Genomic DNA, 23,674 nt, shown 5'->3' with positions numbered 1-23,674 from the left:
CCCGTGTCGGGTCTGTGCGCGGGTCGGGTGGTGATCGTCACGGGGGGCGGCAACGGGATCGGGCGGGCGCATGCGCTGGCGTTCGCCGCCGAGGGCGCCCGGGTGGTCGTCAACGATCTCGGCTGCGACCGAACCGGCCATGGTCGCGACGACGGGCCCGCGGCCGCCGTCGTCGAGGAGATCCGCGCGGCCGGCGGGCAGGCGGTGGCGAACACCGACGACGTCGCCGACTTCGCCGGGGCCGGGCGCCTCGTCGCCCAGGCGGTCGAGACGTTCGGGGGCCTCGACGTCCTGGTGAACAACGCCGGGATCCTGCGCGACCGCACCCTGGTCAACATGACCGAGACGGAGTGGGACACCGTCGTGCGGGTGCACCTCAAGGGCACCTTCGCCCCGACGCACCATGCCGGCGTCTACTGGCGCGACGAGCATTCCGCCGGGCGCGGGCGGGCCGGGCGCGTCGTCAACACCAGTTCGCCGTCGGGGTTGTTCGGCAACATCGGCCAGACGAACTACGGCGCCGCCAAGACCGCCATCGCCGGGTTCACCATCACCGCCGCGTTGGAACTCGCCCGCTACGGCGTGACCGTGAACGCGATCGCTCCGCTCGCGCTGACCCGGATGACCGACGGTCTCACCGGCGACCTGCCCGAGGCGCAGGCGGCGAGGATGACCCCCGGGCACATCGCGCCGCTGGTGGTCTGGCTGGGCAGCGAGGCGTCGGCCGGAGTGACCGGGCGGGTGTTCGCCGTCGTCGGCGGCAGCATCACCGTGTTGGAGGGCTGGGTGGCCGGCCCGGCCGTCGACCTCGACGGCGTCTGGGACCCGGGCGCGCTCGGCGAGGTCATCCCCGACCTGGTCCGCGCCGCCGCCCCGAACGCCGACCTGACCGGCACCCGTCCCCCGCGCGACGCGCCCACCCACCACTGAGCCGCCCCGGTGCCCGTCCCCGGCGCGACGCGCCCACCCACCGCTGAACCCGCCCGCGCCGAGGTGGCCGGTCGGCGTCGGCCCGCGCTGAGCCAGCCCACCGGCGCCGACGACACGACAGGGTCCGGCAGCACCACCGGATGATCACTGGCAGGCACAATCCGTCAACACTGTTGATTATCTTGTGGGTCGGGACGGGGACTGCGGTGCGTTGTGCACCATCGCCGGGCCCGGACCGGACAGAACGCACCGCAACCGACCCAACCGTGTTCGGCCGGGTGATCACTGTGGCGACGGGGGCCGTCAGACGGTGCCGTCGAGGAGGCGTTGCAGGCCCGGCGCGCACAGGTCGACGATCCGGTCGCGTTCGGCGACGCTGATCGCCTCGGTATGCACGATCTTGCGCAGGACGCCGAGGCCGAGCAGGTGAGCGAGGACGAGCTCGGCGCGCAGGGCGGCATCCGGGCCGGTCAGTCGGGACCGCAGCCGGGCGACGACCTGATCGCGGAAGTTGTCGCGCAGCAGGGTCGCGTGCTCGCCGTGCTGGAGCGCGAACGCGACCCGGATGAGCGGATCGCGGCGCTGCTCGTGCGCGTCGAGCAGGGCGTGCAGCAGGTGGCGGCCGAGGTCGGGCAGTGGCGCGTCGAGCAACCAGTCGATCTCATCGCCGAACCGGGCGACCCGGGCGAAGAGCTGCTCCTTGCTACCGAAGTACTTCAGGACCAGCGGTGCGCTCACCCCGGCGTCAGCCGCGATCGCCTTGAGCGTGATGGCGGCGTAGGGCTGGCGGGCGAACGCGCGGCGGGCCGCGGCGATGATCGCCTCACGGCTGACCTCGGCGTCTCCCCGCATCCGCCCCCGCCCGTTGCCCGCTGCCCCCGTCCCGGCCGACGCGCCCCCCGCGACGTCGGAACGCGCGGCATCCGCACGCGAGTCGGCCGCATCCGAGTCGGCCGCATCCGAACGGGCCGCATCCGAACGGGCGGTGTCAGGTTGGGCGTGGTCGGCAGGTTCCGGCGCGGCCAGGCGTCCACGGGTGGTGGTCGAGGCGCTCGTCATGGTCCGGTCCTCCGCCCATCCCGGGATGCGCCGCACGTCCCCGACCGGGACGCCCGAGCCTGCACGCTACCGCTCACCGGCGGCGCACCGTGCCCGCCCGGCACCGTCGGGGCCTCCCGGATGCCACATCCTCACCGCGCCGTGCCCTCACCGCGCCACGTCCTCACCGCATCCTCACCGCGCCGCCCTGGCCGCGTCGGCTCGCACCGTCGCCCTGACCCCGCACACCGAGACCCCGCCGCGTGGTCAGTGTGTCGTGGTGACCGGGGTCGCCGTGGCCGGAACCGGCTCCCCCAGCCGGCCATTGTCGCCGCGAGCCGCGTCCCCGGTCCGCGGCGGCCCGGTGGGCTGCACAGGCACGCCCGCATCGGACCGGTCGCGGGCGGGCACCAGGCAGCCCACCCCGAGAGCGAGCGCCCCCACCACGCCGGCCATCGCGAAGACGGTCCGGAAGGCGCCGAGGCTCGGCACCGCCCCGACGGAGGTCGTCATCGTGAGGTGACTGAGCAGCGCGGCGACCGCGGCGCTGCACATCGCCTGCCCGACCGTGCGCAGCAGGACGTTGAGGCCGTTGGCGGCGGCCGTCTGCGTGCGGGGAACCGCGTTCATGATCAGCATCGGCATGGCCGAGTAGGCCAGCGCCGTCCCGGCGGCGACCATCGCCGCACCCACCACGATCATCGGCAGGTTCTCGCTGGTGAACATGCGCAGCAGGTAGCCGAACACGAGTGCGGACGCGCCGAGCAGCAGAGTGAGGCGCGGGCCGCGGGAGGCGGTGATTCGCGCCGCGACCGGCGACAGGGCGAACATCGCCACGCCGCCGGGCAGCAGGCACAGGCCGCTGGCGAACACCGACAGACCCAGGCCGTAGCCGGTCTCCTTCGGGACCTGGACGAGCTGGGCGGTGGACAGCGAGTTGGCGTAGAAGGAGAAGCCGATCAGCAGCGCCGCGGCGTTCGGGGCGAGCACCGCGGGCCGCCGCGCCAGGCGCAGGTCGACCAGCGGGTCGGCGACCCGCAACTGCCAGCGGGACCAACCGGCGAAGATCACCACGGCGGCGAGGATCAGGCCGCCGAACCGCGGGCTGGTGAAGCCCCAGTCCGCCGCCTTGGACAGCGCCAGCAGCAGGCACAGCAGGCCGAGGGCCAGCCCGACCGCGCCGGGGATGTCGAAGCGGGCGGGGGCGCGGACCTTCGACTCGCGCACGAGCAGCCCGGCGAGGATCAGATCGGCCAGGCCGAGCCCGCCGGTGACCCAGAACATCACGTGCCAGTCGGCGAACTGGATGATCAGGGAGGCGAACGGGACGCCGAGCGCCGCGCCGATGCCGACGGTGGCGCTCATCAGCGCGACCGCCGACCCGACCCGCTCGGGGGGAGCTCGTCGCGCAGGATGCTGATCGACAGCGGCACCACCGCGAGGCAGGCGCCCTGCAGGCCGCGCGCCGGGATCAGCAGCCAGATGTTCGACGTCAGCGCGCACAGGACCGACCCGGTGGTCAGCATCCCGAGCGCGACCAGCAGCATCCGCCGCTTGCCGAAGATGTCGCCCGCCCGGCCGAACAGCGGCGTGACCACGGCGCCGACGAGCAGGGTGACGGTGAGCAGCCAGCTCACGTTCGACGCCGACGCGCCGGTGAGCCGGGGCAGGTCGGGCAGCAGCGGCACGATCGAGACCTGCGAGATCGCGGTGAGGATGCCGCCGACGCCCAGCACGGCGCTGAGCTCCCGGGAGCGTCCCCCGCCCGCCGCGGGAGCCTCCCCCGCGGACACGGCGCGGACCGGATGCACGGCAGGCTCGTCCACGTGACTCCTTGACTGATCGAGACCGAATGATCGAGACCGGATCGGCTGAAGGTGAACCGGCGTTCACCAGCATAGTGAACGCAGGTTCACCAACGGGAGGAGCGCCCCAGTGACGGCCGCCACCCATCGCGGTACGCAGACGTCCAGGTGGGACCCCATTCCCCGCCACGGCCGGACGGCTCTCGGGCGGCCCGACGGGCCCCGAAGCCCCCGCACGGCGGAGCCCCCCAGTGGCCACCCGGGGGCCACCCTGCCCACCACGGAGGGCCCGGTCGCGCAGCGACGATCAACCCGGCCCCGCGGAACCGCGCTCCGCGGGGCCGCGCTCCCGCCCCCCGGACCGGACGATCACAGTGTTCGGCGGAACCACGGCCACGCCGCACGACCACCGTCGTCAGCCCGTCAGCCCGTCAGCCCGTCAGCCCGTCAGCCGAATGTCGGCCATATTGAGGCCACATCATGCCGAGGCTTAGGTACGGTTTTTCGCCGAAAAACCGTACCTACCCCTCGGCACGTCTCTGCGCATGAGCGATCACGGATAGAACGGATAGAGACGAGACCGGTGGTTCGGCCAGCGAGCGCCCCAGCCTCGCGGCCACCGAGCACCCGACCCCGGTGGGATCTCCACCGGCAAGAGGCACCCCTCAGCTCTCTGGTCTGGCCAGGGAGGCCGCCGGATACGGCGCGGCCAGCTCCGCCAATGGCTCGGACGACCCTGCCCTGTCGGACGGCCCGGACAACCCTGCCCTGTCGGACGGCCCGGACGACCCGGCCTGGTCGGAGGGTCTGTACGCCCCAGCGCCGTCGGAGATCCTGGACGGCCCGGCCTGGTCGGCCTGGTCGGCGGGGTCGGCCTGGGCGCCGGGGTCGGCGTGGATGCGACCGCTGGTGGTCCGCAACGGGCGGCCGCTGCCACCCCAGCGACTCTGGATGATCTCCGCGGCGATCGAGACGGCCGTCTCCTCGGGCGTGCGCGAGCCCAGGTCCAGGCCGATCGGGGAGTGCAGCCGCGCGAGGTCGTCCTCGGCGACGCCGCTGGCGCGCAGCCGGCGCAGCCGGTCGGCGTGGGTGCGCCGCGACCCCATCGCGCCGACGTAGTGCGCCGGGGAGCGCAGCGCGGCGCACAGCACCGGGATGTCGAACTTGGGATCGTGGGTGAGCACGCAGATCACCGTGCGAGCGTCGACCGCCGCGCGGTCGAGGAAGGCCACCGGCCGTTCGCAGACCACCTCGTCGGCATCGGGGAAGCGTCGCGCGGTGGCGAACACCGGCCGGGCGTCACACACCGTCACCCGGTATCCGAGGAAACGGCCCAACCGCACCACCGCGGCGGCGTAGTCGATCGCGCCGAAGACCAGCATCCGCGGCGATGGGGCGAACGACTGGACGAACACGCCGATCGCGTCCGGCCGCCGCTGCCCCTGCGGCCCGTAGCGGCGCAGCCCACTGCGACCGGCCGCCAACAGCCCGCGGGCGTCGTCCACCGCGGCGACGTCGAGACCGGCGACCCCGGACGAACCCGTGGTGCGATCGGGCCACACCGCCATCTGCCCACCCAGCCCGTCTCCCCCGACGACGGTCAGCAGCGCCACCGTGTCGTCGGCGGCCAGCGCGGCGAGGACCGCGTCGAGCGCGACCCCCGCACGCCGCTGCTGGTCGGCCTCCACGTGGGCGCGCGGATCCACGTCCACATCGGCGACGGCGTCGACATCTGCGACATCTGCGGCGTCTGCGGCGTCTGCGGCGTCTGCGCTCACGTCGGTGGGGTCGGCGTCTGTGGCGGCGGTGTCAGCGAATCGCCCACGGGCCGGGTACGGGACGATGACCAGGTCGATGATCCCGCCGCAGGTCAGGCCGACGGCGAAGGCGTCGTCGTCGGAGATGCCGTAACTCTCCAGGGCGGGCACGCCGGTGCGGATCGCCTCGGCCGCGGCCTCGTAGACCGCGCCCTCGACGCAGCCGCCGGACACGCTGCCCACGACCTCCCCACCGGCGGAGACGGCCATGGCGGCGCCGGGCTGGCGGGGCGCGCTGCCCCGCACCCCCACGACGGTCGCCACCGCGAACGCGCCGCCCTCGGCCCGCCAGCGCCGCAGCGCGTCGGCGATCTCGCGCACCGGCGCCACCCCCCTCCGCTGCCCGATCGACCCCCGACCTGCATACATGCCTACCCAGGGGTCTCGCCGCCACCCTAGAACCCGCCTGCGACCCGGCGGCCCCGCCGTGACCGACGCCCCACCCGACCGATGACAGAGCCAGCCGATGACAGAGCCGGCCAGCGGCCTAACCTCAGGCATCACGCGGCAACGGCCGGGCGACGAGCGCGGGCGTTGTCCAGAAGTTGGCCGGCTGCTCCCCGGGCTGCGGGCCCGCACCGGCCTCCTATGATCTTTACGGGATCGCTGGGAACTGGCGATCAGCGGAACGTCGGCACCGACAGCCGACCGGTCCGAGCGGATCCCCGTCCGCGGATGGCGCGAAGGAGGCAGATGTGACAATCGGTTCCGAGGCGCAGAGATCATCCGACCTGGCCACCGTCGAGTGTGAGGGCTACCGGGGCTTCGCGGCGCCCACGTCCTTGGGACTGCGCCGGCTGACCGTTGTCTTCGGGCGCAACAACAGCGGCAAGACAACCCTCGTTCGGCTTCCGCCGTTCGCCCTCGCCTCACTGACCGCAACGGACGACTACTATGCGCTCGGCGCGCACGGCGTCCGGTTCGGGACGTCCTTCAGGCAGCTCGCCACCGGCGACCAGCCGCACCCGCGGATTCGTATCAGCCTCGGCTGGGGCGAATCCCAACGCTTCGGTGCTTCGATGCAGTATCTGTCAACAAGTGGGAAACGTTCCCGAGCTGTGCTCGCCGAGCTCGACCTCGACGGCGACGTCACGCCGTTCGATCTCGGGCAGGCCGCAGCCACGGCATCGATGGCGGACCAGATTCGCCGTCACCTGCCGAAGGATGCGCGGAACAAGCTGGCGGAGCGGACGGCATACCTGGCACAGATCTTGCCGAGCCTCGTTCACATCCCGAGCACTCGTCCCGCCATCGAGGAGATCTATCCGACCAGGGACGCAACGGCGTGGACCGCCGCCGAAGCCCCTTTCCTGCTGGCCCGGCACGATGATCTTCGGGAACAGGTCGGCCGCTGGTTCCGCGAGGCTCTCGGCGACCCGGAGCCGGTGGTCGACCACGGAACGTTCGCCTTCCGGCTCCTGTCCAATCCTGCCCATGGTGGAGTCGGCGTCAACCTTACCCATGCGGGGCGCGGCACTCAGTCCCTCCTGCCGGTGGCGACCCTGCTCATCGCCATCCGGGAGGGCCTTGTCCGGCCGCGCCTCGTCATAGTCGAGGAGCCAGAGGCGCATCTGCACCCCTCTGCGCATGGAGCCGTCGCGGAACTGCTGCTTACCTGCGCCCGGAACACACAACTGATCGTCGAGACCCACTCCGAGAACCTCATTCTGAGGCTCCGCCGCCGCATCGCGGACGGGGGCCTATCCTCGGACGACCTTGCTCTGCACTACGTTGGCTCGGATTTCCGCGTGGACGAGGTCACGGTCGATGCGATGGGCATGGCCCCGAACTGGCCGGACGGTGTCTTCGAGGAGGACGTCGCGGAGGCCGAGGCCATTGTCCGCGCCAGGCTGGCACGCATCGACAACCGGGGGACCTAGTGATCGTTTCTTTACCGAGCGCGGCTTCGAGGGCATCGATCGGACGACCATCCTTCGTGCCCTTCTCGCCAACCTCGGGGAAGATATCTATCGCACCGACTGGACCCGCTTTCGGGATGGGCGGCGCCGTGAGCTGCAACGGGGCCTGCAAGGCAGCATCGTGTCGACCGCAGCGAGCCTCGACCGGACAGTCGATTTCCTGGACAAGGTGGGAGTGTCAACGAGCAGACTGCTGCCCTACTCCATGCAGGTGGTCCTGCTCAGCGCCTTCTTCCATGCCCAGCCGGAGCCCACCGCCGACCAGGAGGAGTTTCTGCACCGGTGGTTTTGGGTGTCGTCGTTCTCGGGCTGGTTCGGGTCTGCCAGCACGTCCCGCGTCAACTCGCTCGTTGTCGAATTCCGTAGAAGCCTCGCTGCCAATCCCGCGCCGACCAGGCTTGTGAACTTTGATATGCATGCCCGCGCCCAGCCGTATCCTGCCTCGTTCGATCTGCGCAGCGCACGCGCGAAGTCGCTGCTGCTGGTCATGCTCTCCCTTCGGCCCCGAGCAGCAGACGGGGTGGAAATGACCGAGCCGTGGCGCGAGATCGCCCGGCTCGGCCCAGGAGCCATCGGCTACATCATCCCCGATCCACCCAAACAGGTTGCCGGCAACCCCGCGAACCGAATGATCCGGCCGAATGCGACCCGCACCGGTTCCCTGCGTCCCTGGCTGCTGGAGGTGGCTGGGCAGGGCGACTGGCAGATCCTGAAATCGCACGGCGTGACCCGAGAGGCTGTGAGGGCGCTCGACGAACGCGACTACATCGGGTTCATCGAGCTTCGCCAAAAGCAACTGATCGTCCTCGAGCGAGCATTCCAGACAGGGGCCGGCGTGAGCCATAGCGTGATTGACACGGCGGCCGTTGTCATCGACAGCGACTAAATTCGCTCCGCTCGGTACGCATTCGCAGGAATGCCCTGGGGGCAGCCCGGGGGCTGCGATGGGCGGTCAGTCGAGGATGTCGACGACGGTGTTCGGGTCGACGTTGCGCAGCAGAGGGCTGTTGGCCAGTTCCAGGTAGAGCCGCCAGAACGCATGGGCGGTCATGGCGACGGGCTCCTCCGCCACTCCGGGTGGCCCGCCATGCCCGGCGGCACCCGCGGCCGCCGTCGACCACGGTGCGGGACTACCGGGACACGCACAGTTCCCCGCAGTGAGACCAGACACGGCTGCCGCCACGACGACGACCGTCCCCGGACGGGGACGAGGGCGGTGGCGTGGGCGAGAACTCTCCTCTGCGGCGCGACAGCGGTAGCGTTCGGCCACCGGGTATTGCGCGAATACAGCCACGTCCGCGGCGAGATCACCCGTATGCGGCGGCGCGGGCGCACGTGGCTTACTGTCCGTCAACAAGGGAGCACGAATGTCCGACGAAGTTCTGGTCGAACACGCCGACGGGGTCACCGTCATCACGATCAACCGCCCGCAGGCGCGCAACGCCGTGAACCGCGCCGTGTCCGAGGGAGTCGCCGCCGCCCTCGACGAGTTCGAGTCCCGCAAGGACCTGACCGTGGCGATCATCACGGGCGCCGGCGGCACGTTCTGCTCGGGGATGGACCTCAAGGCGTTCCTGCGGGGCGAGAACGTCGCCATCGAGGGCCGAGGCCTGGCCGGCATCACGCTGACACCGCCGCGTAAGCCGATCATCGCCGCGGTCGAGGGCTTCGCCCTGGCCGGTGGGTGCGAGGTCGTGCTGGCCTGCGACCTGGTCGTCGCCGCCGAGAACGCCGCCTTCGGCATCCCGGAGGTCAAGCGGAGCCTCGTCGCCGGCGCCGGCGGCCTGCTGCGCCTGCCCAAGCGCATCCCCTACCAGGTCGCCATGGAACTGGCGCTGACCGGCGACCAGCTCTCCGCCGTCGACGCCCACCGCTACGGCCTGGTCAACGTGCTGACCCCGGTCGGCGAGGCGCTGGCCGGCGCCCGGGCGCTCGCCGCCCGGATCGCGGCGAACGGCCCGCTGGCCGTCGCCGCGACCAAGGAGATCCTCGCGTCGGCGTCCTCCTGGCCGGCCGACGAGGCGTTCGACCGCCAGGCGGAGATCATGAATCCGGTGTTCGCCTCCGCGGACGCCAAGGAGGGCGCGTTGGCGTTCGCCGAGAAGCGGGCGCCGGTCTGGCGCGGCGAGTGACCCTCGCCCGGCGAGGGAACTGACGGCGCGCGGCGGCCGCGGGCGGACACTTCCTCACTCCGCGCGGCCGCCGCGCACGTGCGGACGACGGAGCCGAGCCGGCGCCGACGCAGGCCGGCGGACGGCGGCCGGGCCGCCGGCGGCGGCGAGAGTGCGGCGACGCACCCACGCCGACGGCGAGCCGAGTCGGCGGCGAGCCGAGCGGCGGCGGGGCGGCTTGCACGGCTGCCTTGAGTCACCACGGTGGAGCCGATCGCGCCCGCAGGCGGGGACGCTGCGCCCGCTGGACATTACGCGCAGTTGCTGGCGGACACCTAGGCCTACCAGGCATAACCCCACAAAGGTGTGCTCGGTATTGTGCTCGGGTGTGGACATTTTACGGTAATGTCCGCTCCTCGGGCACGTGCCTGTTGTCACAGGCGGTGAACATCGCAGTCGTGGTTCCGGCCAGGCGCACTCTGCTGCCGACGAGATCGGAGTCCGCGTGCACCGTTCGCTGATCGTCGCCCGTCCTCGCCGATCGTCCACCGTCAGCCACCGAGGGGTTCGCTGCTTATGCGCCGCCACGTCCAGTTACGTCTCGCGACCGCCGCGCTCACCCTGACTGCGGCCACCGCCACGGGTTGCGCCAGCGGCGCGGCGGGCGCCGCCGGCGACTGCGACGCACCCGGGGTGACCAAGGACGCGATCCGCATCGGCGTCGTGTACCCGGACACCGGCGCGGTGTCGGGGCCATTGCAGGCGGCCCGCGCCGGCATCGACGCCCGGCTCGGCGCGATCAACGCCAAGGGCGGCGTCAACGGCCGGAAGATCGTCTACGACTGGCGGGACGACCGGGGCACGCCGGCGACGAACGCAATCGCGGCGCGTGACCTCGTCGAGCACCAGCAGGTCTTCGGCCTCATCGAGTCCACGATCGCGGCCAGCGGCAGCGCCCAGTACCTCAACGACCAGGGCGTCCCCGTCACGGGGCTGGCCGCCGAGGGCGTCTGGTCGAAGTACCGCAACATGTTCTCGTTCTCCTACACCACCGGCGCCGCCGTGGACACCTACGGCACGTTCGTGAAGTCCCGCGGGGGCAGCCGGTCGGTGCTGCTGCAGACGGCGCTGTCCGGCGGCGTCTCCGACGTGGGCACCAAGCTCGTGCAGAGCATGACGGCGGCCGGCGTCAGCGACGGCGGGACCGTCAGCTACACCCCGGGTGCCGACAACCCGACGACGATCGCCCAGCGCGTCGTCGACAGCGGCGCCGACACCCTGCTGGCCATCACCGACACCGACGCCCTCGTCCAGGTTCTCGCGCAGCTGCGCGCCAGCGGGCACGCACCCAAGGTCGTCATGGCCCTCAACGGGTACGACGCCGGGCTGCTCAAGCAGTACGGCGCCGCGATGGCGGGGGTGACGGTGCCGCTGTTCTACCGCCCGTTCGAGTCCGGCGGACCGGCGACCGCCGCCTACGTCGACGCCATGAACCAGTACGCGCCGCAGATCGACCAGCCACAGCAGGACATCCCGCTGATGTCCTACATCCAGACGGACATGTTCATCCGCGGGCTGGAGGAGGCCGGCGACTGCCCGACCCGGCAGGGCTTCATCGACGGGCTGCGCGCGGTGACGAACTACGACGCCGAGGGCCTCATCCAGCCCATCGACATCGCCCACGGCCAGGGCCGCCAGACCACCTGCTACGCCTTCGTGCAGGTCAACGACGCCGGCACCGCGTTCGACGTCGTCAAGGAGCAGCTCTGCGGCAAAGAGATCACCTCCTGACCCGACCCTGACCCGCGTCCCGGGGGTGGCGGCTACAGCGTCCGCCCCCGGGACGACCGGCACGCACGGTACGAGCCGAGCGGCGTCTGGGGACTCACAGGGTCTCTGGGCTCACAGGGTCTCGGGACTCAGGGTGCCGGGTGCAGCTCGGTGCGCAGCTCGTGGCTGCCGTCGGGGCGGGCGGCCTCGTAGTACAGCCGGTGAGAGCCGTCGGGCAGGGGCACGACGCTGACGTAGCGCAGCGCGCCGTCGCCGTCCGGGGAGAACGCGACCGGCTCGGTGCCGACGGCGTGGAAGCGGTCGGGAGTGATGCCGACGGCGAGGCCGGTGCGCTCGGCCCAGTTCTGCGCGGCGCTCGCCCGCCCGTCGTAGTAGGCCACCGGCTGGGTGCCGCCGGTGAGCACGGCGCTGATCCGCACGCCGCGGGCGTCCCAGTGGCCCGGACGGGGGGCGAGCGCCGTCCCGGTCCAGCTCCAGTGCACGCCGTCGGGGCTGGTGGCGTGCCGGCTGTCCATCCGGTCGGTGGCCGCCGCGTCGTCGAGGGGATGGCAGGACGCCCAGAGCTGCCACTGGCCGTCGAGCAGGGCCACGACCGGGTCCTTCACGGCGAGGGTGGCCGGGTCGCCGGGCAGCACGGTGCGCCGGCGCCGCGGGTCGAAGTCGGCCGGGGAGTCGGCCTCGAGCAGGTCCACCCACCAGTGCGGGCTGTCCGGGGTCGCGCAGCTCACGTAGAGCCGCCACGAACCCTGCGGGGTCGCCACCAGGGCGGGCCGCTCCAGGCTCTCCGCGCCGAACGGGTCGCGCGGGACCTCGGCGATCTCGGTGAAGGTCTCCCCGTCGGTGGAGCGGGCGATCACCAGGCCGTAGCCGCGGCCGGAGCCGACCGGGCGGCGCAGGCGGTAGGCCAGGTAGAACACGCCGTCGGCGAGCACCGCGCTGGGCGCGCCGGCCCAGAAGCCCGGGCCCGACCCGGGGGAGGCGGCGACGGTGGTCGCGGGCTGCCGGCCGGGTAGGGGAACGGTCTGGGACGCCGTGTGCTGCTGGCTGATTGCCACGCCGCAACCCTACCGTTTCGCCTGCCGGGGGCCGTGCGGCAAGCGGACCCCGGCGGGGGCGGTGCGCGGCTACCATCCTGATTTCACCGGTCGAGTTACCCGGCTATGCCCGCGCATGGCCACCGACCGGCGCCGCCCCGTGCCCGGATCGGCCGACCCCGATCCCCGTCCCTGGAGGAGCGACCGGCGATGGCCCTTCCCGACTTCCTCGTGCTCGGCGTGCCCAAGGCCGGCACGACGGCGCTACACGCCGCGCTGTCGCGGCATCCGGAGTTGTTCCTGCCCCAGGTGAAGGAGCCGAAGTTCTTCCTGTCCGAGGGTCCGCCGCCGGCCCGCGGGGGCCCCGGCGACGCCCAGACCTACCAGGAGCACGTGTGGCGCCGCCGGGACTACGAGGCGCTGTTCGACCCGGCGCCCGCCGGGACGCTCGCCGGCGAGGCGACCCCGTTCTACCTCTACGACCTCGACGCGCAGAACCGGATCCGCCGGCTGCTGCCGAAGGTGCGGATCATCGTCCTGCTGCGTAACCCGGTCGACCGCGCCCACTCGAACTGGACGCATCTGTGGGCGGCGGGGCTGGAGAGCGAACGTGACTTCGTCCGTGCCTGCGCGCTGGAGGAGCAGCGCCGCGACGCCGGCTGGGCGCAGTTCTGGCACTACGTCTCCCTCGGTCGCTACGGCGAGCAGCTCGCCCACCTGTTCGGCCTGTTCTCCCGTGACCAGGTGCTGCTGCTGCGCTACCGGGACCTGCGCGACTCCCCCGTGGCGACGCTGGACCGGGTCTGCGAGTTCCTCGGCGTCTCCACCGGACTGGTCGGCCTGGTGCCGTCGGAGAACGTCACCCCGTTCGTCGCCGACACCCCGGTGAACGCGGCGCTGCGGGCGGCGCTGCGCACCGGGGGGCGCATCGGCCACCACTTCCCCGTGCCGGTGCGCCACGCGGTGCGCGGCCCGCTGCTGGCGGCTCTGCAGCGGCAGAAGCGCGGCCGGCCGAAGCTGACCCCCGAGCAGCGGCGCGCGGTGCTGCCGTACTTCGTCGACGACATCGCCCGGCTGGAGGAGCTCACCGGGCTGGTCTACCGCGACTGGCTCACCGTCGGCCTCGAACCCGAGGTGATCGACTGACCGCCCCGGCCCGGACGAGATCAGCCCGGCGGTCGCGGGATCGGCCCGGTCGCGGGATCGGCCCGGTCGCGGGATCGGCCCGGCGGTCGCGGGATCAGCTCAGCGAGCGCGGGTCCGCGGGGACGTCGACGGCGTGGGCGCGCAGCGCCTCCAGCGGGATGACCTCCAGGGCCCGCTCGTGGGTCGAGGCGAGCACGACCGGGGCGGCGACCCCGGCGTCGTAGGCCTGCAACCAGCGGACGGCGACGACGCACCAGCGGTCACCGGGGCGCAGGCCGGGGAAGGAGTACTCCGGCCGGGGCGTCGACAGGTCGTTGCCGACCTGACGTTGATGACGCAGGAAGTCGGCGGTCACCACCGCGCACACGGTGTGGCTGCCAAGATCCTCCGGACCGGTGCTGCAGCACCCGTCGCGGTAGAAGCCGGTCACCGGATCGGTGCCGCACGGTTCGAGCTCGCCACCGAGAACGTTGCGCTCCACTGCCACCCGCTCATTTTCTCCCACGCGCCCGATGGTCACACGGGGTCTGGCCAGATCGGGCCGGTCATCCGGCGGTGACGACCGGCACGTTCGCTCCGGCCGGCGCGACGGCAGTGGCCTGGACGGGGTCGCGCAGCTCGCGGGGCAGCGGCCGGGCGTGCACGACGGTCAGCTCGCTGACCGCGCGGGTGAGCACCACGTACAGGCGGCGCAGGCCGAGACGGGGGTGGATCTCCCCCGCGACGATCGACGCCGGCTCCGCGACGATGACATGGTCGAACTCCAGGCCCTTGGCCAGCGACGCGGGTACCAGGCAGGCCCGCGACGGCGTGTCGTCGGCGCCGAGCACGTCGACGCCCAGGCCGGCGCCGGCCAGCGCCGCGGCGAGGGCGGCGACGTCGGCGTCCGCGGCGACGACCGCCAGCGAGCCGGCGCGGCCGAGCGCGGCGGCGACCTGATCGGTGACGATGGCGGCCACGTGGTCGGCGTCGGTGTCGGTGTCGGCGGTGTCGGCGGTGTCGGCGGCCAGGATGGCGAGCGCGCCGGGTGCGGTGCGCGCGGAGGTGGGCGCGGTGAGCTCGGCGGAGATGTGGGCGAGCAGGCGGCCGGCGAAGGCGATGATCTGGGCGGGGACGCGGTAGCCGCGGGTGAGCACCTCCAGGTGCGCGCCGGGCCGGCCGAGGTGGGTGAGCTGCGCGTGCCACGACGTGGCCGCCCACGGGGTGGTGCCCTGGGCGAGGTCGCCGAGGACGGTGAGCGAGCCGTCGACGCAGCGCCGGGCGAGCGCGCGGCACTGCATCGGAGAGAGGTCCTGGGCCTCGTCGACGATCAGGTGGCCGACGCCGGGGGTGCCGTCGATGAGGTCGCGGGCCTCGTCGATGCAGAACGCGTCCGCGGGCGACCAGCGCGGGGTGCGCACCCCGCCCGGCGGTGCGGCGGCGAGCAGGATCCGCTGCTCGGCCGGGTCGAGCACGCCGTCGGCGGCGCGGGTAAGCAGTGCGGCGTCGGTGAGCAGGCGGCGCACCAGGGCGGGCGCGTCCGCCTTCGGCCAGACCGCCTCGACGGCGTCGCCGACCGCACGGCCGCGGGCGAGGGTGCGCAGCGCGCCGTCGGTGAGGAAGTGCCCGCCGGCCTCGGCGCGCCGGCGCACGGCGGCGGCGAGCCGGGTGGCGAGCCGGTCGCGGGCCGCAGCATAGCGAATCGTGCCGGCGCGCAGCGCGGCGGCGGCGTCGGCGAACAGGCCGGCGAACTCCTCCTCCCCCACCGTCCACCGCCCGACCGAGGTGGCCACCCGCACCGGCCCGTCCGGCGGGCGCAGCCCGTCGTGCAACGCCCGGCGCACCACGGTGGCCAGGCGGGCGTCGCCCTTGAGCGTCGCCGCCTCGACGCCGTCCACCCCACGCACGGCGACGGTGTCGACGAGCTCGTCGAGCGTGCTGTGCCGGACGGTGAACTCGCCGAGGGTCGGCAGAACGGCGGCGATGTAGCCGAGGAAGGCCCGGTTCGGCCCGACGACGAGCACCCCCGCCCGGGCTAGCCGCTCGCGGTGGGTGAACAGCAGGTAGGCGGCGCGGTGCAGACCGACGGCGGTCTTACCGGTCCCCGGCGCCCCCTGGACGCACACGCTCACCGCCAGGTCGGCGCGGACGATCTCGTCCTGCTCGGGCTGGATCGTGGCGACGATGTCGCGCATCGGACCGGACCGCGGCCGCTCGATCTCCCGTTCGAGCAGCCCCCCGGCCGCCAGCCCCCCGGCGGCCGGCGCGCCGCCCGGCGGCACCGATGCACCGGTGGTCGCATCACCGGGGGCCGATCCGGGGCCGCCGAGTGGCTCGTCCTCGAAGGCGGTCAGCTCGGGACCGTCGTAGCCGAAACGTCGCCGCCGCAGCACGCCCATCGGGTCGCCCCGGTGAGCCCGGTAGAACGGCCGGGCGACGTCGGTGCGCCAGTCGACGACCAGCGGGTCGTCGCCGGCCGACTCGCGCACGTGCCGGCGCCCCAGGTAGAACCGCCGCCCCGCGGGCTCGGCGGCGTGGAGTGCCCCGGAAGCTCCCTGCGGGTCGGAGGCGCCGGGGGCTTCGGGGACGCCGCGGGCTTCCGGGACGCCGGGGGCTTCGGAGGCGCCGCGGGCTTCACGGGCCTCACGGGCGTAGTCGAGGCGCGCGAAGAACAGCGGGGCTGTCCCCTCGCCGTCGGCGAGACCGGCGATCCGACGCTTCCTGGCGATCCGCAGGAACTCGATCGTCACCTTGTCGTCGACCGGGTCGCCGCCGGCGACCTGCGTGCCCTCGGCCTCGGCCCGCATCCCCGCCAGCGCCGCGCGACCCCGCCGCAGGTAGTCCCGCTCAGCCTCCAGCTCGGCCCGCCCCTCGACCTCGGCACGCCCCCCGGTATCGGCACGCCCCGTGGCCGCCGCATGTACGGCGGCCACCGTTCCGTCCGCCGCCGCGGCCTCCCCTGCCGGTTCCGCATCGCCCGCCATCGCCGTCCCTGCCTCGACCCACCTCCTCGCCTCGACATCGGGCTCTGGCTCGGCGTTCCGTCCGACGTCCCGACGCGCAGTCCCCACCACGACCCCTTTCTTAACCCGGTAAAGACTACGCGACTCTCGACACCCTCGGCGGCGCCACGAACGCCGGCCGTAAGGGCGGCGACCTCTCCCGCGCCACGCCGCCCGACGCGACCTCCCTCGACGATCATCCCGTGAGCCTGTCTCCACGCCTCGATGATCCGGACCCAGGAAGCGCACCTCGCCGATCACAACCGACCCCCGGCCGGAGGCGACACCAAGGCTCGCGGCTGTTCACGATCAGGGACTGGTGCACGGCAGCGACGCGCCCGCCGGCGCCCATTTCGGTTGCGTCGGCAACTGCAGGAGGTTGATGACGCCGGGGACCGCGCGCACGTTACCCAACCTCCTGCATCCGCTGATCACCATCCGGCCGGGGCGACTGCCAGCCGATCTACACACGGCGCGTGATCATTGGGGTACGAAAATGCCTCAGGCCAAACCCGAGCCAGGTGATCACGGTGTTCCGCGGAACCGCGCCACGCCCCCGGGCACGGACCCGACGTCCGCGACACTCCCGACGACCCGACCCGACCCGACCCGACGACCCGGCAATCTCGACGACCCCGACGTCCATGGCCACGGCGTGTATGCACGTCCACGGCTCGACGGGTTCCGGATCACCTGGCGCGGCGGGGCCGCACGGCAGTGCGGCGCAGCCGGCGCGGCGGGCACGGCGCGGTGCGGCGCGGTAGGCGTCCGGGGGTACTGGGTGGCGGTGGAGGATCGGGCTGTGCGGCTACGGCGGCGACATGTGCCGGGGGACGCGGGCACCCGAGGCGAGCAGACAGAGGAGACAGGCGGGCACGCGAGGCGAGGGAGGCGGAGGCATGTCGCGCAGAGCGCGGGGTGGGACGTGGCGCGTCCAGGACCGGCTGATCAGCCTGCCCGTGACGATCACGGATGCGCGGGCCGCCGTCGCGGTCTTCCGGGCCGATCCGGCCGCGGTTCGTGGGGTGCTGGCGGGTACCGGCCTCATCCCGTGGACCGTCGCGGGGCGGGCCGTCGCGGTGCTGGGCGTCGTCCGCTACGGGCCGTGGGTGCTGGGCAGCTACGACGAGGTGGGGGTCGGGGTCGCCGTGCGGGGCCCGGATGGGCGGCGTGGCCTGCACCTGGTCGACCTGCCGGTGACCGCTGCGTTCACCCGCGACGCCGGCCGGGCGATCTGGTCGCTGCCGAAATGGCTGATGTCCGCCGAGGTGCACCTCACCGACCACACGATGTCGGTCACGATCGCCACCGTCACCGAGCCGGCCGTCCCGCGGCACATCCCCGCGCCGGCCCCGAGCCGCGGATCGGACGGCGACGCATCGGACGGCGACCGAGTGGGCCGCGACGAAGGGGGCAGCGCCGGAGGGGACGGCGGCGAAGGGGGCAACGGCGACGGGAGCAGCGGCGACGGGAGCAGCGGCGAGCACGATCATGGCGGCTACCACGGCGGCGGCGGTGCGGGCGGGCGGTTCGTGCTGCGGGCCGGGCTGGAGGCGGGTGGCGTGCGGGTGCCGTTCCCGGTGCCCGTGAGTATCCCGCTGTGGTGCGTGGTGCCGGACGGCCCGCGAGCGGGGGTCCTGCTGCGCGGGGCGATGCCGGTGCGACTGCGCGGGGTCCGCGTGGGGCGAGGCCGGGCGCGGGTGGAACTGGGGGGTCATCCGATGGCCGAACGGATGGCCGCGTTGGGGATGACCGGGCGACCCCTGCTGATCGTGACAACCGCCCGCCTACGCGGCGAGCTGGGTGACTTCGCCGACCTCGGTGGCGTCGGTGGCGTCAGTGGGGTCGGTGGGGTCAGTGGGGTCGGTGGGGTCGACGACCTTGGTGGGGTCGACGGGTGGATCAGGCGTAGTCGGGCAGGGCGCGGCGCAGGGCGTCGAAGGCCCGCCGGGTCGCCGCGACCGCCGTCGGATGGCGCGTGGTGACGTCCTGGCCCGCGCGCAGCCGCGCCCAGTTCTCCCGGGCCAGGACGCGCTGCACGGCGATGATCTGGGCGGCGGCGAGCCGGGCGGCGAGGTCACCGGCCTGCGGCGCGGCCTCGGTGAGCGCGTCGCCGAGGTCGTGCTCGTCCTGCCCGGCGTACTGGGCAACCCGGCCGAGCAGGCTCGGGGTCTCAAACACCAGGGCGTGGAAGGCGAGCACCTCGGGGTGGTCGTTGAGGCCGGTGACGGGCTCGTGCCGGTCGAGGCCGGCGAGCAGGTGCGCCGCCACGGCGGTCAGCGGGGCCACGCCGGGAGCCCGCGCGCGCACCACGCGGGCCGCCTCGCCGCGGTGGTCGAGGATGCGGTGCAGGACGAGGTCTTCCTTGGTGGGGAAGTAGGCGAACAGCGTCGGCTTGGACACCTCGGCCGCCGCCGCGATCTCGGCGACGGAGACGTCGTCGAAGCCCCGTTCGAGGAACAGCGTGATCGCCGCGGCGGACAGCGCGTCATGGATGCGTCGTCGTCGCAGCGCGCGTAGCCCGGACGGCTCGCCCGCGCGCAGCCCTGTCGGTTCGTCCGGGCCCGGCATCCGGGGGTCCCGGGCTCAGGCGACGTGGACGAAGGGGCGGCGGTCGGGGTCGGGTTCGGCCTCGCGTAGTACCTCGCGGGTGACGGTGGCGACCTCGCCGGCGCCGAAGAACAGGAACCGCAGGAAGTTCACGATCGGGTTGCCCTCGCTCCACTCGAAGTACACGTTCGGTCGCATGCCCGTGGTGTCGCGCAGGTGCAGCAGCAGCGCGGCGATCGCGTTGGGCACGGACGTGCTGGTCAGGCGCAGGATCCGGTAGCCGTGGCGGTCCTCGCCGCAGACGTCGAGCTCGCCTTCGAACTCGGAGGAGTCCGGGATGCTGACCTCGAGGAACAGCAGCGGGACGTCGTCGGGCACGAACAGCTCCTGGCGGGCCTTGCGGACCTTGTCGACGTACTCGGCGGCGTCGCCGGCGTCGAGCTCGTTGGCGACCAGGTGCAGCGAGCCGGCCTCGGCGGACTCGCGCACCCACCGCTCGGCGAGCGGGTCCAGGCGCACCCCGGTGACGCGCAGCTCGAACGAGCGCGCCACCCGGGAGGAGAACGACACGACGATGATCGCGATGATGAAGATCGAGCCGATGATGAGCCCGTCGGGCCGTTCGATGATGTTCGCGATGGTCGTGTAGACGAACACGACCGCGATGGCGCCGAAGGCGACCGCCAGCCGGCGCCGGCCGCGGCGCAGGGTGGACAGCGTCACCGCGAGCGCGGCCGAGGTGATCAGGACGAGCACGCCGGTGGCGTAGGCGCCGCCCTGCTTGTCGACGCTGGCCCGGAAGACGATCGTGACGAGGAACCCGATGAGCGTGAACACGATGACCAGCGGTCGCACGGCGCGAGCCCACGTCGGCGCCATCCCGTAACGGGGCAGGTAGCGCGGGACGAGGTTGAGCAGGCCGGCCATGGCCGAGGCGCCGGCGAACCACAGGATCAGGATCGTGCTGACGTCGTAGACGGTGCCGAAGACGGCGCCGAGCTGTTCGTGGGCCAGGTAGGCCAGGGCACGCCCGTTGGCCGGCCCGCCGGGTTCGAACTCCTTCTCCGGGATGAGCAGCGTCGTGCTCAGGCTGCTGGTGATCAGGAACACCGCCATGATCGCCGCCGCGGTGGTCAGCAGCTTGCGGGCGCCGCGGATGCGGCCGACCGGGTTGGCCTCGCTGTCGCCGGGATCGCCGCGGACCAGCGGCATCACCGCGACGCCGGTCTCGAAGCCGGACAGCCCCAGCGCCAGCTTCGGGAAGACGATGAGTGCGAAGCCGATCAGGGCGAGCGGGTCGGGATGTTCGTTGACCAGCAGCGCGTGCCAGTCGCTGAACAGGTGCGGATGGCTCGCGATCTTGATCAGCGCGTCGACGACGACGACCGCGTTGAGGCTCAGGTAGATCACGACGAGGACGACGGCGATGCCGACGGCCTCAGTGAACCCGCGCAGGAACACGCCGCCGAGCAGGGCGAGCAGCACGAGGGTGACGGCGACCTGGTGGCCTTCCAGCGCATGCGGCGCGTAGGGATTCTCCAGGATGTGGGCGGTGGCGTCGGCGCCGGACAGGGTGATCGTGATGAGGAAGTCGGTGCAGGCGAAGCCGAGCAGCACCAGGACGAGGACCTTGCCCTTCCACCAGGACAGTTCCTTTTCCAGCATGGCGATGGACCCCTCGCCGTGCGGGCTGTCCCGGGCGACCTGCCGGTAGACGGGCAGCGCGCCGACGAGGGTCACCAGCACCAGCACCGCCGTCGCGATCGGGCTGACGGCGCCGGCGGCGAGCGCGGCGATGCCCGGCTGGTAGCCGAGGGTGGAGAAGTAGTCGACGCCGGTCAGGCACATCACCCGCCACCAGGGGTGCAGGTGGTGTTCCTCGGCGGGCTGGGCGTGCGGGCCGGAGTGCTGCTGGGCCTGCTCGGTGCCGGCGAGCAGCCATGCCCGCAGGCGCCGCGGGCCGGCCGGCCGCCGCGCCGGTTCGGCTTCGGTCGTCGGGGTCACGGAGCACAACACCTTCCAGCCGAGGGGGGCATGCGAGCATCCTCCCCCGCGCCCCCGGCCGGCACGCGCGGCCCCGGCTCGCCCGCGCGCTGCGACGCCACCCCAGCCGCCCCGGTGGCCGCCCTCGAACAACGAGCCCGAAAACCATCACCGCCGAGGGCATATCAGCAGCCCATGGGTAAATTCGCGGCGAATATCTGGCCACCGAGCCCGCTATGACAATCCGCGCACGGCAGCGCCCCATACAGTGACAAGACCACTAAATCGGCTCACACGCTAGGCACATCGGGGTGAACGGACGCGTGGACTGGCTGAGCACCGAGAACGTCGTGGCCGTCATCACCGCACTGGTCGGCGTCGTGGCAACCTTCGCCGGGGTCTGGTACGAGCGGCGAGTGCCGCGCCGAAAGCGGATCGGTTATCGCGTTCAGATGGACATGCCCATCGGCAGCGATAACCGTCACGGGCCGCGCCGGGCGAACATCCGGCTCGGCCTGTTCAACGACCTCCCCGACATGTCCGACGCCACCCTCGTCCTGCTTCGCATCGAAAACGACGGCGCGCAGAGCATCACCGACACCGACTACACCGGCCGTGAGCCGCACGGGCTCATCGCCGTCTTCACCGAGCGGACCATTCGAGGGGTCGCCGTCACCGAGCCCGGGGACGAGCACCTCATGGACCACTTCACGCCGTCGAATGGCATGGCGCACGACGGCGACACGATCTACCTCCCCCGGGTTCCGCTCAACCGCGGCCAGCACTACAAGCTGCTGGTGCTGCTCAGCGGTGGCGGTGTCGGCAGCGCGGTCCGGGTTATCGGCGGGATCCGCGACGGCACGGTCGCGCGCAACCGGAGCACGACGGTCGACGACAAGCCACCCCTGTTCAGCCGGCCTTCTCGCTGGATCACCAGCGTGCTCACCGTCGGCGTCGTCGCGCTGGCGAGCATCATCGTCACAGGCGAGGGCGCCTCCCCCGCCCCGCTGCCACCTCCGGTCGGCTGCGCCACGGGACACCTCGACGTCAACGGCTCCACGGCGTTCGCACCGGTCACGCAGGAAGTGGCCCGGATATACCAGAAGGACTGCCCGGGTTCAACGATCGTGGTGGCGGCGAACGGCAGCGAGGAGGGGCTCCGGGCCCTCGTCGGGGCAGGCGCAAAGGCCACGAACGGCTCGCCGGCGCTCATCACCATCTCTGATGGTCAGTCGAACCTGTCCACGCACCTGGACAAGCTCGCGATCGGGCTGACCGCCTTCGCCGTCGTCGTGAACAACGACGTGCACGTCTCGGGTCTGACGAGCGAGCAGATACGGAGCATCTACCGGGGGGACGTCGACAGCTGGCGCAGCTTCGGTCAGGCCAACATACCGCTGCGAATCGTGAGCCGTTCCAGCGACTCCGGAACCCGGGAGGTGTTCCGGCAGCGCGTTCTCGGCGGAGCCTTCCCACTGAGCACCAACTCCATTGACTGCAAGACGCCGCTCAACCCCCAGGACACGGGGCAACTCCGCTGCGAACTCAGCAAGACCGACCAGGTACTGGATACGGTCGACGACGTGCCAGGTGCCATCGGTTACAGCGACCTGCACTCCGCTCAGGCCCACCAAAACCTGCACGCCCTGACCCTGGACGGGCTGGCACCCTCCGTCAGCGCGCCCTACCCCTTCCTCGGGGTCGAATACGCCTATACCTACGACCAGCCGCCCCCAGGCTCCCTCGCGGCCAGCTTCCTCAACTATCTGGCACGGGGCAGAGGTCAGGACGTGATGCGGGCCCAGGGGCACCCACCCTGCTACAGCCCGGAGGGCTTCCGGGAATGCCAGGAGCAAAAGTCCTGACGCCCCTGGCCCCCGCGACCCGTCCTGGCCCGGCGATGACGACGTCCCCGCCCGACGGCGCCGGGCGCTGCCCGGCCGGGGGCGGTCACCTCAGGTGCCGGTGCCGCCGAGGGCGGACAGGACGCTGCGACCGAGGACGCGCGCCAGGCGCTGCAGCGGCCAGCCCTTCGACTCCCGCAGGTCGACGATCACCCGCTCGTCGAACATCGTGCTCCAGACGAGCACGGCGTACTCGACGTCCTGCTCGGGAAGCTCCCCCTGCTCGATGAGGTCGCGCACGATCGGCTCCAGCGCGGCGTAGAGCGCGCCGGTGGGCTCGTCGCCGAGGTGGACGCGCTCGAGGAAGCCCCGCCAGCTGCGGATGTGCACCGCGGCCGGGCCCCAGTCCGCGGCCTGCTCGGCCCACCGTTCGCAGGCGGCGTCGAAACGCCGCCGCGGGGTCCAGGTGGGCGGCACCGACTGCAGCCGGTCGGTGAGCCGGGCGGTGAGCTGCAGCAGGAACTCGCGGTGCGCGTCGTGGATCGTCTCGAAGTGCCGGTAGGCGGTGGCGGTGGCCACGCCGCCGCGGCGGGCGAGTTCGGGCAGGCCGAAGGTGGGACCGGACTCGGCAAGCAGTTCGCCGACGGCGGCCAGCAACCTGTCGCGGGTCTCCTGGGTGTCCCGCCGCAGTCCCGGTCTCGGACCCGCCATCGCACTCCCCCTCG

General features: G+C 72.6%; 16 protein-coding genes and 1 pseudogene. 8 read left to right on the top strand and 9 right to left on the bottom strand.

Going from position 1 to position 23,674, the window contains the following annotated elements; genetic code table 11:
- Nucleotides 1-3: 3 nt before the first annotated feature.
- Nucleotides 4-930 carry an SDR family oxidoreductase gene (locus AC5R91_RS02075; RefSeq protein WP_495395377.1) on the top strand — a complete coding sequence of 309 codons (927 nt, stop codon included), beginning with the start codon at nt 4-6 and terminating at the stop codon, nt 928-930.
- Nucleotides 931-1,233: 303 nt separating this feature from the next.
- On the opposite strand, the gene AC5R91_RS02070 is transcribed toward AC5R91_RS02075, so the two are convergent.
- The 3 genes and pseudogenes from AC5R91_RS02070 to AC5R91_RS02060 all read right to left on the bottom strand — a co-directional run bounded on the left by AC5R91_RS02070 (nt 1,234) and on the right by AC5R91_RS02060 (nt 5,911).
- On the bottom strand, nt 1,234-1,989 hold the full coding sequence (locus AC5R91_RS02070) for a TetR/AcrR family transcriptional regulator (protein WP_495395376.1): 756 nt from the start codon (nt 1,987-1,989) through the stop codon (nt 1,234-1,236).
- Between the two features lie 246 nt (nt 1,990-2,235).
- Nucleotides 2,236-3,656 (bottom strand): annotated as a pseudogene (locus AC5R91_RS02065) (MFS transporter).
- 782 nt (nt 3,657-4,438) lie between these two features.
- Nucleotides 4,439-5,911 carry an XdhC family protein gene (locus tag AC5R91_RS02060; RefSeq protein ID WP_495395375.1) on the bottom strand — a complete coding sequence of 491 codons (1,473 nt, stop codon included), beginning with the start codon at nt 5,909-5,911 and terminating at the stop codon, nt 4,439-4,441.
- Between the two features lie 374 nt (nt 5,912-6,285).
- On the opposite strand from AC5R91_RS02060, the gene AC5R91_RS02055 reads away from it, so the two are divergent.
- The 4 genes from AC5R91_RS02055 (at nt 6,286) to AC5R91_RS02040 (ending at nt 11,411) form a co-directional block, all read left to right on the top strand.
- Entirely contained in the window at nt 6,286-7,470 is a 1,185-nt protein-coding gene (locus AC5R91_RS02055; RefSeq protein ID WP_495395374.1) for an AAA family ATPase, read from the top strand.
- Nucleotides 7,427-8,395 carry a hypothetical protein gene (locus AC5R91_RS02050; protein ID WP_495395373.1) on the top strand — a complete coding sequence of 323 codons (969 nt, stop codon included), beginning with the start codon at nt 7,427-7,429 and terminating at the stop codon, nt 8,393-8,395. Before AC5R91_RS02055 ends, AC5R91_RS02050 begins: the two co-directional genes overlap by 44 nt.
- A 481-nt stretch (nt 8,396-8,876) precedes the next feature.
- The gene (locus AC5R91_RS02045; RefSeq protein WP_011604937.1) at nt 8,877-9,641 is read left to right on the top strand and encodes a crotonase/enoyl-CoA hydratase family protein; all 765 of its coding nucleotides are present in this window, start codon (nt 8,877-8,879) and stop codon (nt 9,639-9,641) included.
- A 555-nt stretch (nt 9,642-10,196) separates the two neighbouring features.
- Nucleotides 10,197-11,411: an ABC transporter substrate-binding protein gene (locus AC5R91_RS02040; RefSeq protein ID WP_495395372.1), complete on the top strand. Its 1,215-nt coding sequence runs from the start codon at nt 10,197-10,199 to the stop codon at nt 11,409-11,411.
- A gap of 128 nt (nt 11,412-11,539) precedes the next feature.
- Here AC5R91_RS02040 and AC5R91_RS02035 read toward each other — a convergent pair whose 3' ends face one another.
- Nucleotides 11,540-12,466: a glycoside hydrolase family protein gene (locus AC5R91_RS02035; protein ID WP_495395371.1), complete on the bottom strand. Its 927-nt coding sequence runs from the start codon at nt 12,464-12,466 to the stop codon at nt 11,540-11,542.
- A 189-nt stretch (nt 12,467-12,655) separates the two neighbouring features.
- Here AC5R91_RS02035 and AC5R91_RS02030 point away from each other — a divergent pair, with 189 nt between their 5' ends.
- A complete protein-coding gene (locus AC5R91_RS02030; RefSeq protein ID WP_495395370.1) occupies nt 12,656-13,591 on the top strand; it encodes a sulfotransferase family protein in 936 nt (311 codons plus the stop codon).
- Nucleotides 13,592-13,685: 94 nt separating this feature from the next.
- Here AC5R91_RS02030 and AC5R91_RS02025 read toward each other — a convergent pair whose 3' ends face one another.
- Together AC5R91_RS02025 and AC5R91_RS02020 are read right to left on the bottom strand one after the other, a co-directional pair.
- Entirely contained in the window at nt 13,686-14,072 is a 387-nt protein-coding gene (locus AC5R91_RS02025) for a DUF2237 family protein (RefSeq protein WP_495395369.1), read from the bottom strand.
- Between the two features lie 64 nt (nt 14,073-14,136).
- Nucleotides 14,137-16,554: a HelD family protein gene (locus AC5R91_RS02020; RefSeq protein ID WP_495395368.1), complete on the bottom strand. Its 2,418-nt coding sequence runs from the start codon at nt 16,552-16,554 to the stop codon at nt 14,137-14,139.
- A 917-nt stretch (nt 16,555-17,471) separates the two neighbouring features.
- Here AC5R91_RS02020 and AC5R91_RS02015 point away from each other — a divergent pair.
- Entirely contained in the window at nt 17,472-18,557 is a 1,086-nt protein-coding gene (locus AC5R91_RS02015; protein WP_495395367.1) for an acetoacetate decarboxylase family protein, read from the top strand.
- On the opposite strand, the gene AC5R91_RS02010 is transcribed toward AC5R91_RS02015, so the two are convergent.
- Nucleotides 18,475-19,143 carry a TetR/AcrR family transcriptional regulator gene (locus tag AC5R91_RS02010; protein WP_495395366.1) on the bottom strand — a complete coding sequence of 223 codons (669 nt, stop codon included), beginning with the start codon at nt 19,141-19,143 and terminating at the stop codon, nt 18,475-18,477. The two genes, AC5R91_RS02015 and AC5R91_RS02010, sit on opposite strands and share 83 nt — an antisense overlap.
- 15 nt (nt 19,144-19,158) lie before the next feature.
- Nucleotides 19,159-21,126, bottom strand: coding sequence for an APC family permease (locus AC5R91_RS02005; RefSeq protein ID WP_495395365.1), 1,968 nt, complete (start codon nt 21,124-21,126; stop codon nt 19,159-19,161).
- A gap of 290 nt (nt 21,127-21,416) precedes the next feature.
- On the opposite strand from AC5R91_RS02005, the gene AC5R91_RS02000 reads away from it, so the two are divergent.
- On the top strand, nt 21,417-22,970 hold the full coding sequence (locus AC5R91_RS02000) for a substrate-binding domain-containing protein (protein WP_495395364.1): 1,554 nt from the start codon (nt 21,417-21,419) through the stop codon (nt 22,968-22,970).
- Nucleotides 22,971-23,060: 90 nt separating this feature from the next.
- Here the strand turns inward: AC5R91_RS02000 and AC5R91_RS01995 are convergent, their stop codons facing one another.
- Nucleotides 23,061-23,660 (bottom strand): TetR/AcrR family transcriptional regulator, encoded by a 600-nt coding sequence (locus tag AC5R91_RS01995; protein ID WP_495395363.1) that lies wholly within the window; start codon nt 23,658-23,660, stop codon nt 23,061-23,063.
- Nucleotides 23,661-23,674: the final 14 nt, after the last annotated feature.

This window comes from Frankia sp. BMG5.60 (genome assembly GCF_059428125.1).
Note: the sequence above shows the minus strand (reverse complement) of the source record. Positions and strands in the feature narration are given on the sequence as shown.

Coding starts and splice junctions, on each gene's coding strand:
- AC5R91_RS02010 (WP_495395366.1), bottom strand. CDS start 19,143: ATGCCGGGCCCGGACGAACCGACAGGGCTGCGCGCGGGCGAGCCGTCC.
- AC5R91_RS02020 (WP_495395368.1), bottom strand. CDS start 16,554: ATGGCGGGCGATGCGGAACCGGCAGGGGAGGCCGCGGCGGCGGACGGA.
- AC5R91_RS02045 (WP_011604937.1), top strand. CDS start 8,877: ATGTCCGACGAAGTTCTGGTCGAACACGCCGACGGGGTCACCGTCATC.
- AC5R91_RS02030 (WP_495395370.1), top strand. CDS start 12,656: ATGGCCCTTCCCGACTTCCTCGTGCTCGGCGTGCCCAAGGCCGGCACG.
- AC5R91_RS02070 (WP_495395376.1), bottom strand. CDS start 1,989: ATGACGAGCGCCTCGACCACCACCCGTGGACGCCTGGCCGCGCCGGAA.
- AC5R91_RS02015 (WP_495395367.1), top strand. CDS start 17,472: ATGTCGCGCAGAGCGCGGGGTGGGACGTGGCGCGTCCAGGACCGGCTG.
- AC5R91_RS01995 (WP_495395363.1), bottom strand. CDS start 23,660: ATGGCGGGTCCGAGACCGGGACTGCGGCGGGACACCCAGGAGACCCGC.
- AC5R91_RS02040 (WP_495395372.1), top strand. CDS start 10,197: ATGCGCCGCCACGTCCAGTTACGTCTCGCGACCGCCGCGCTCACCCTG.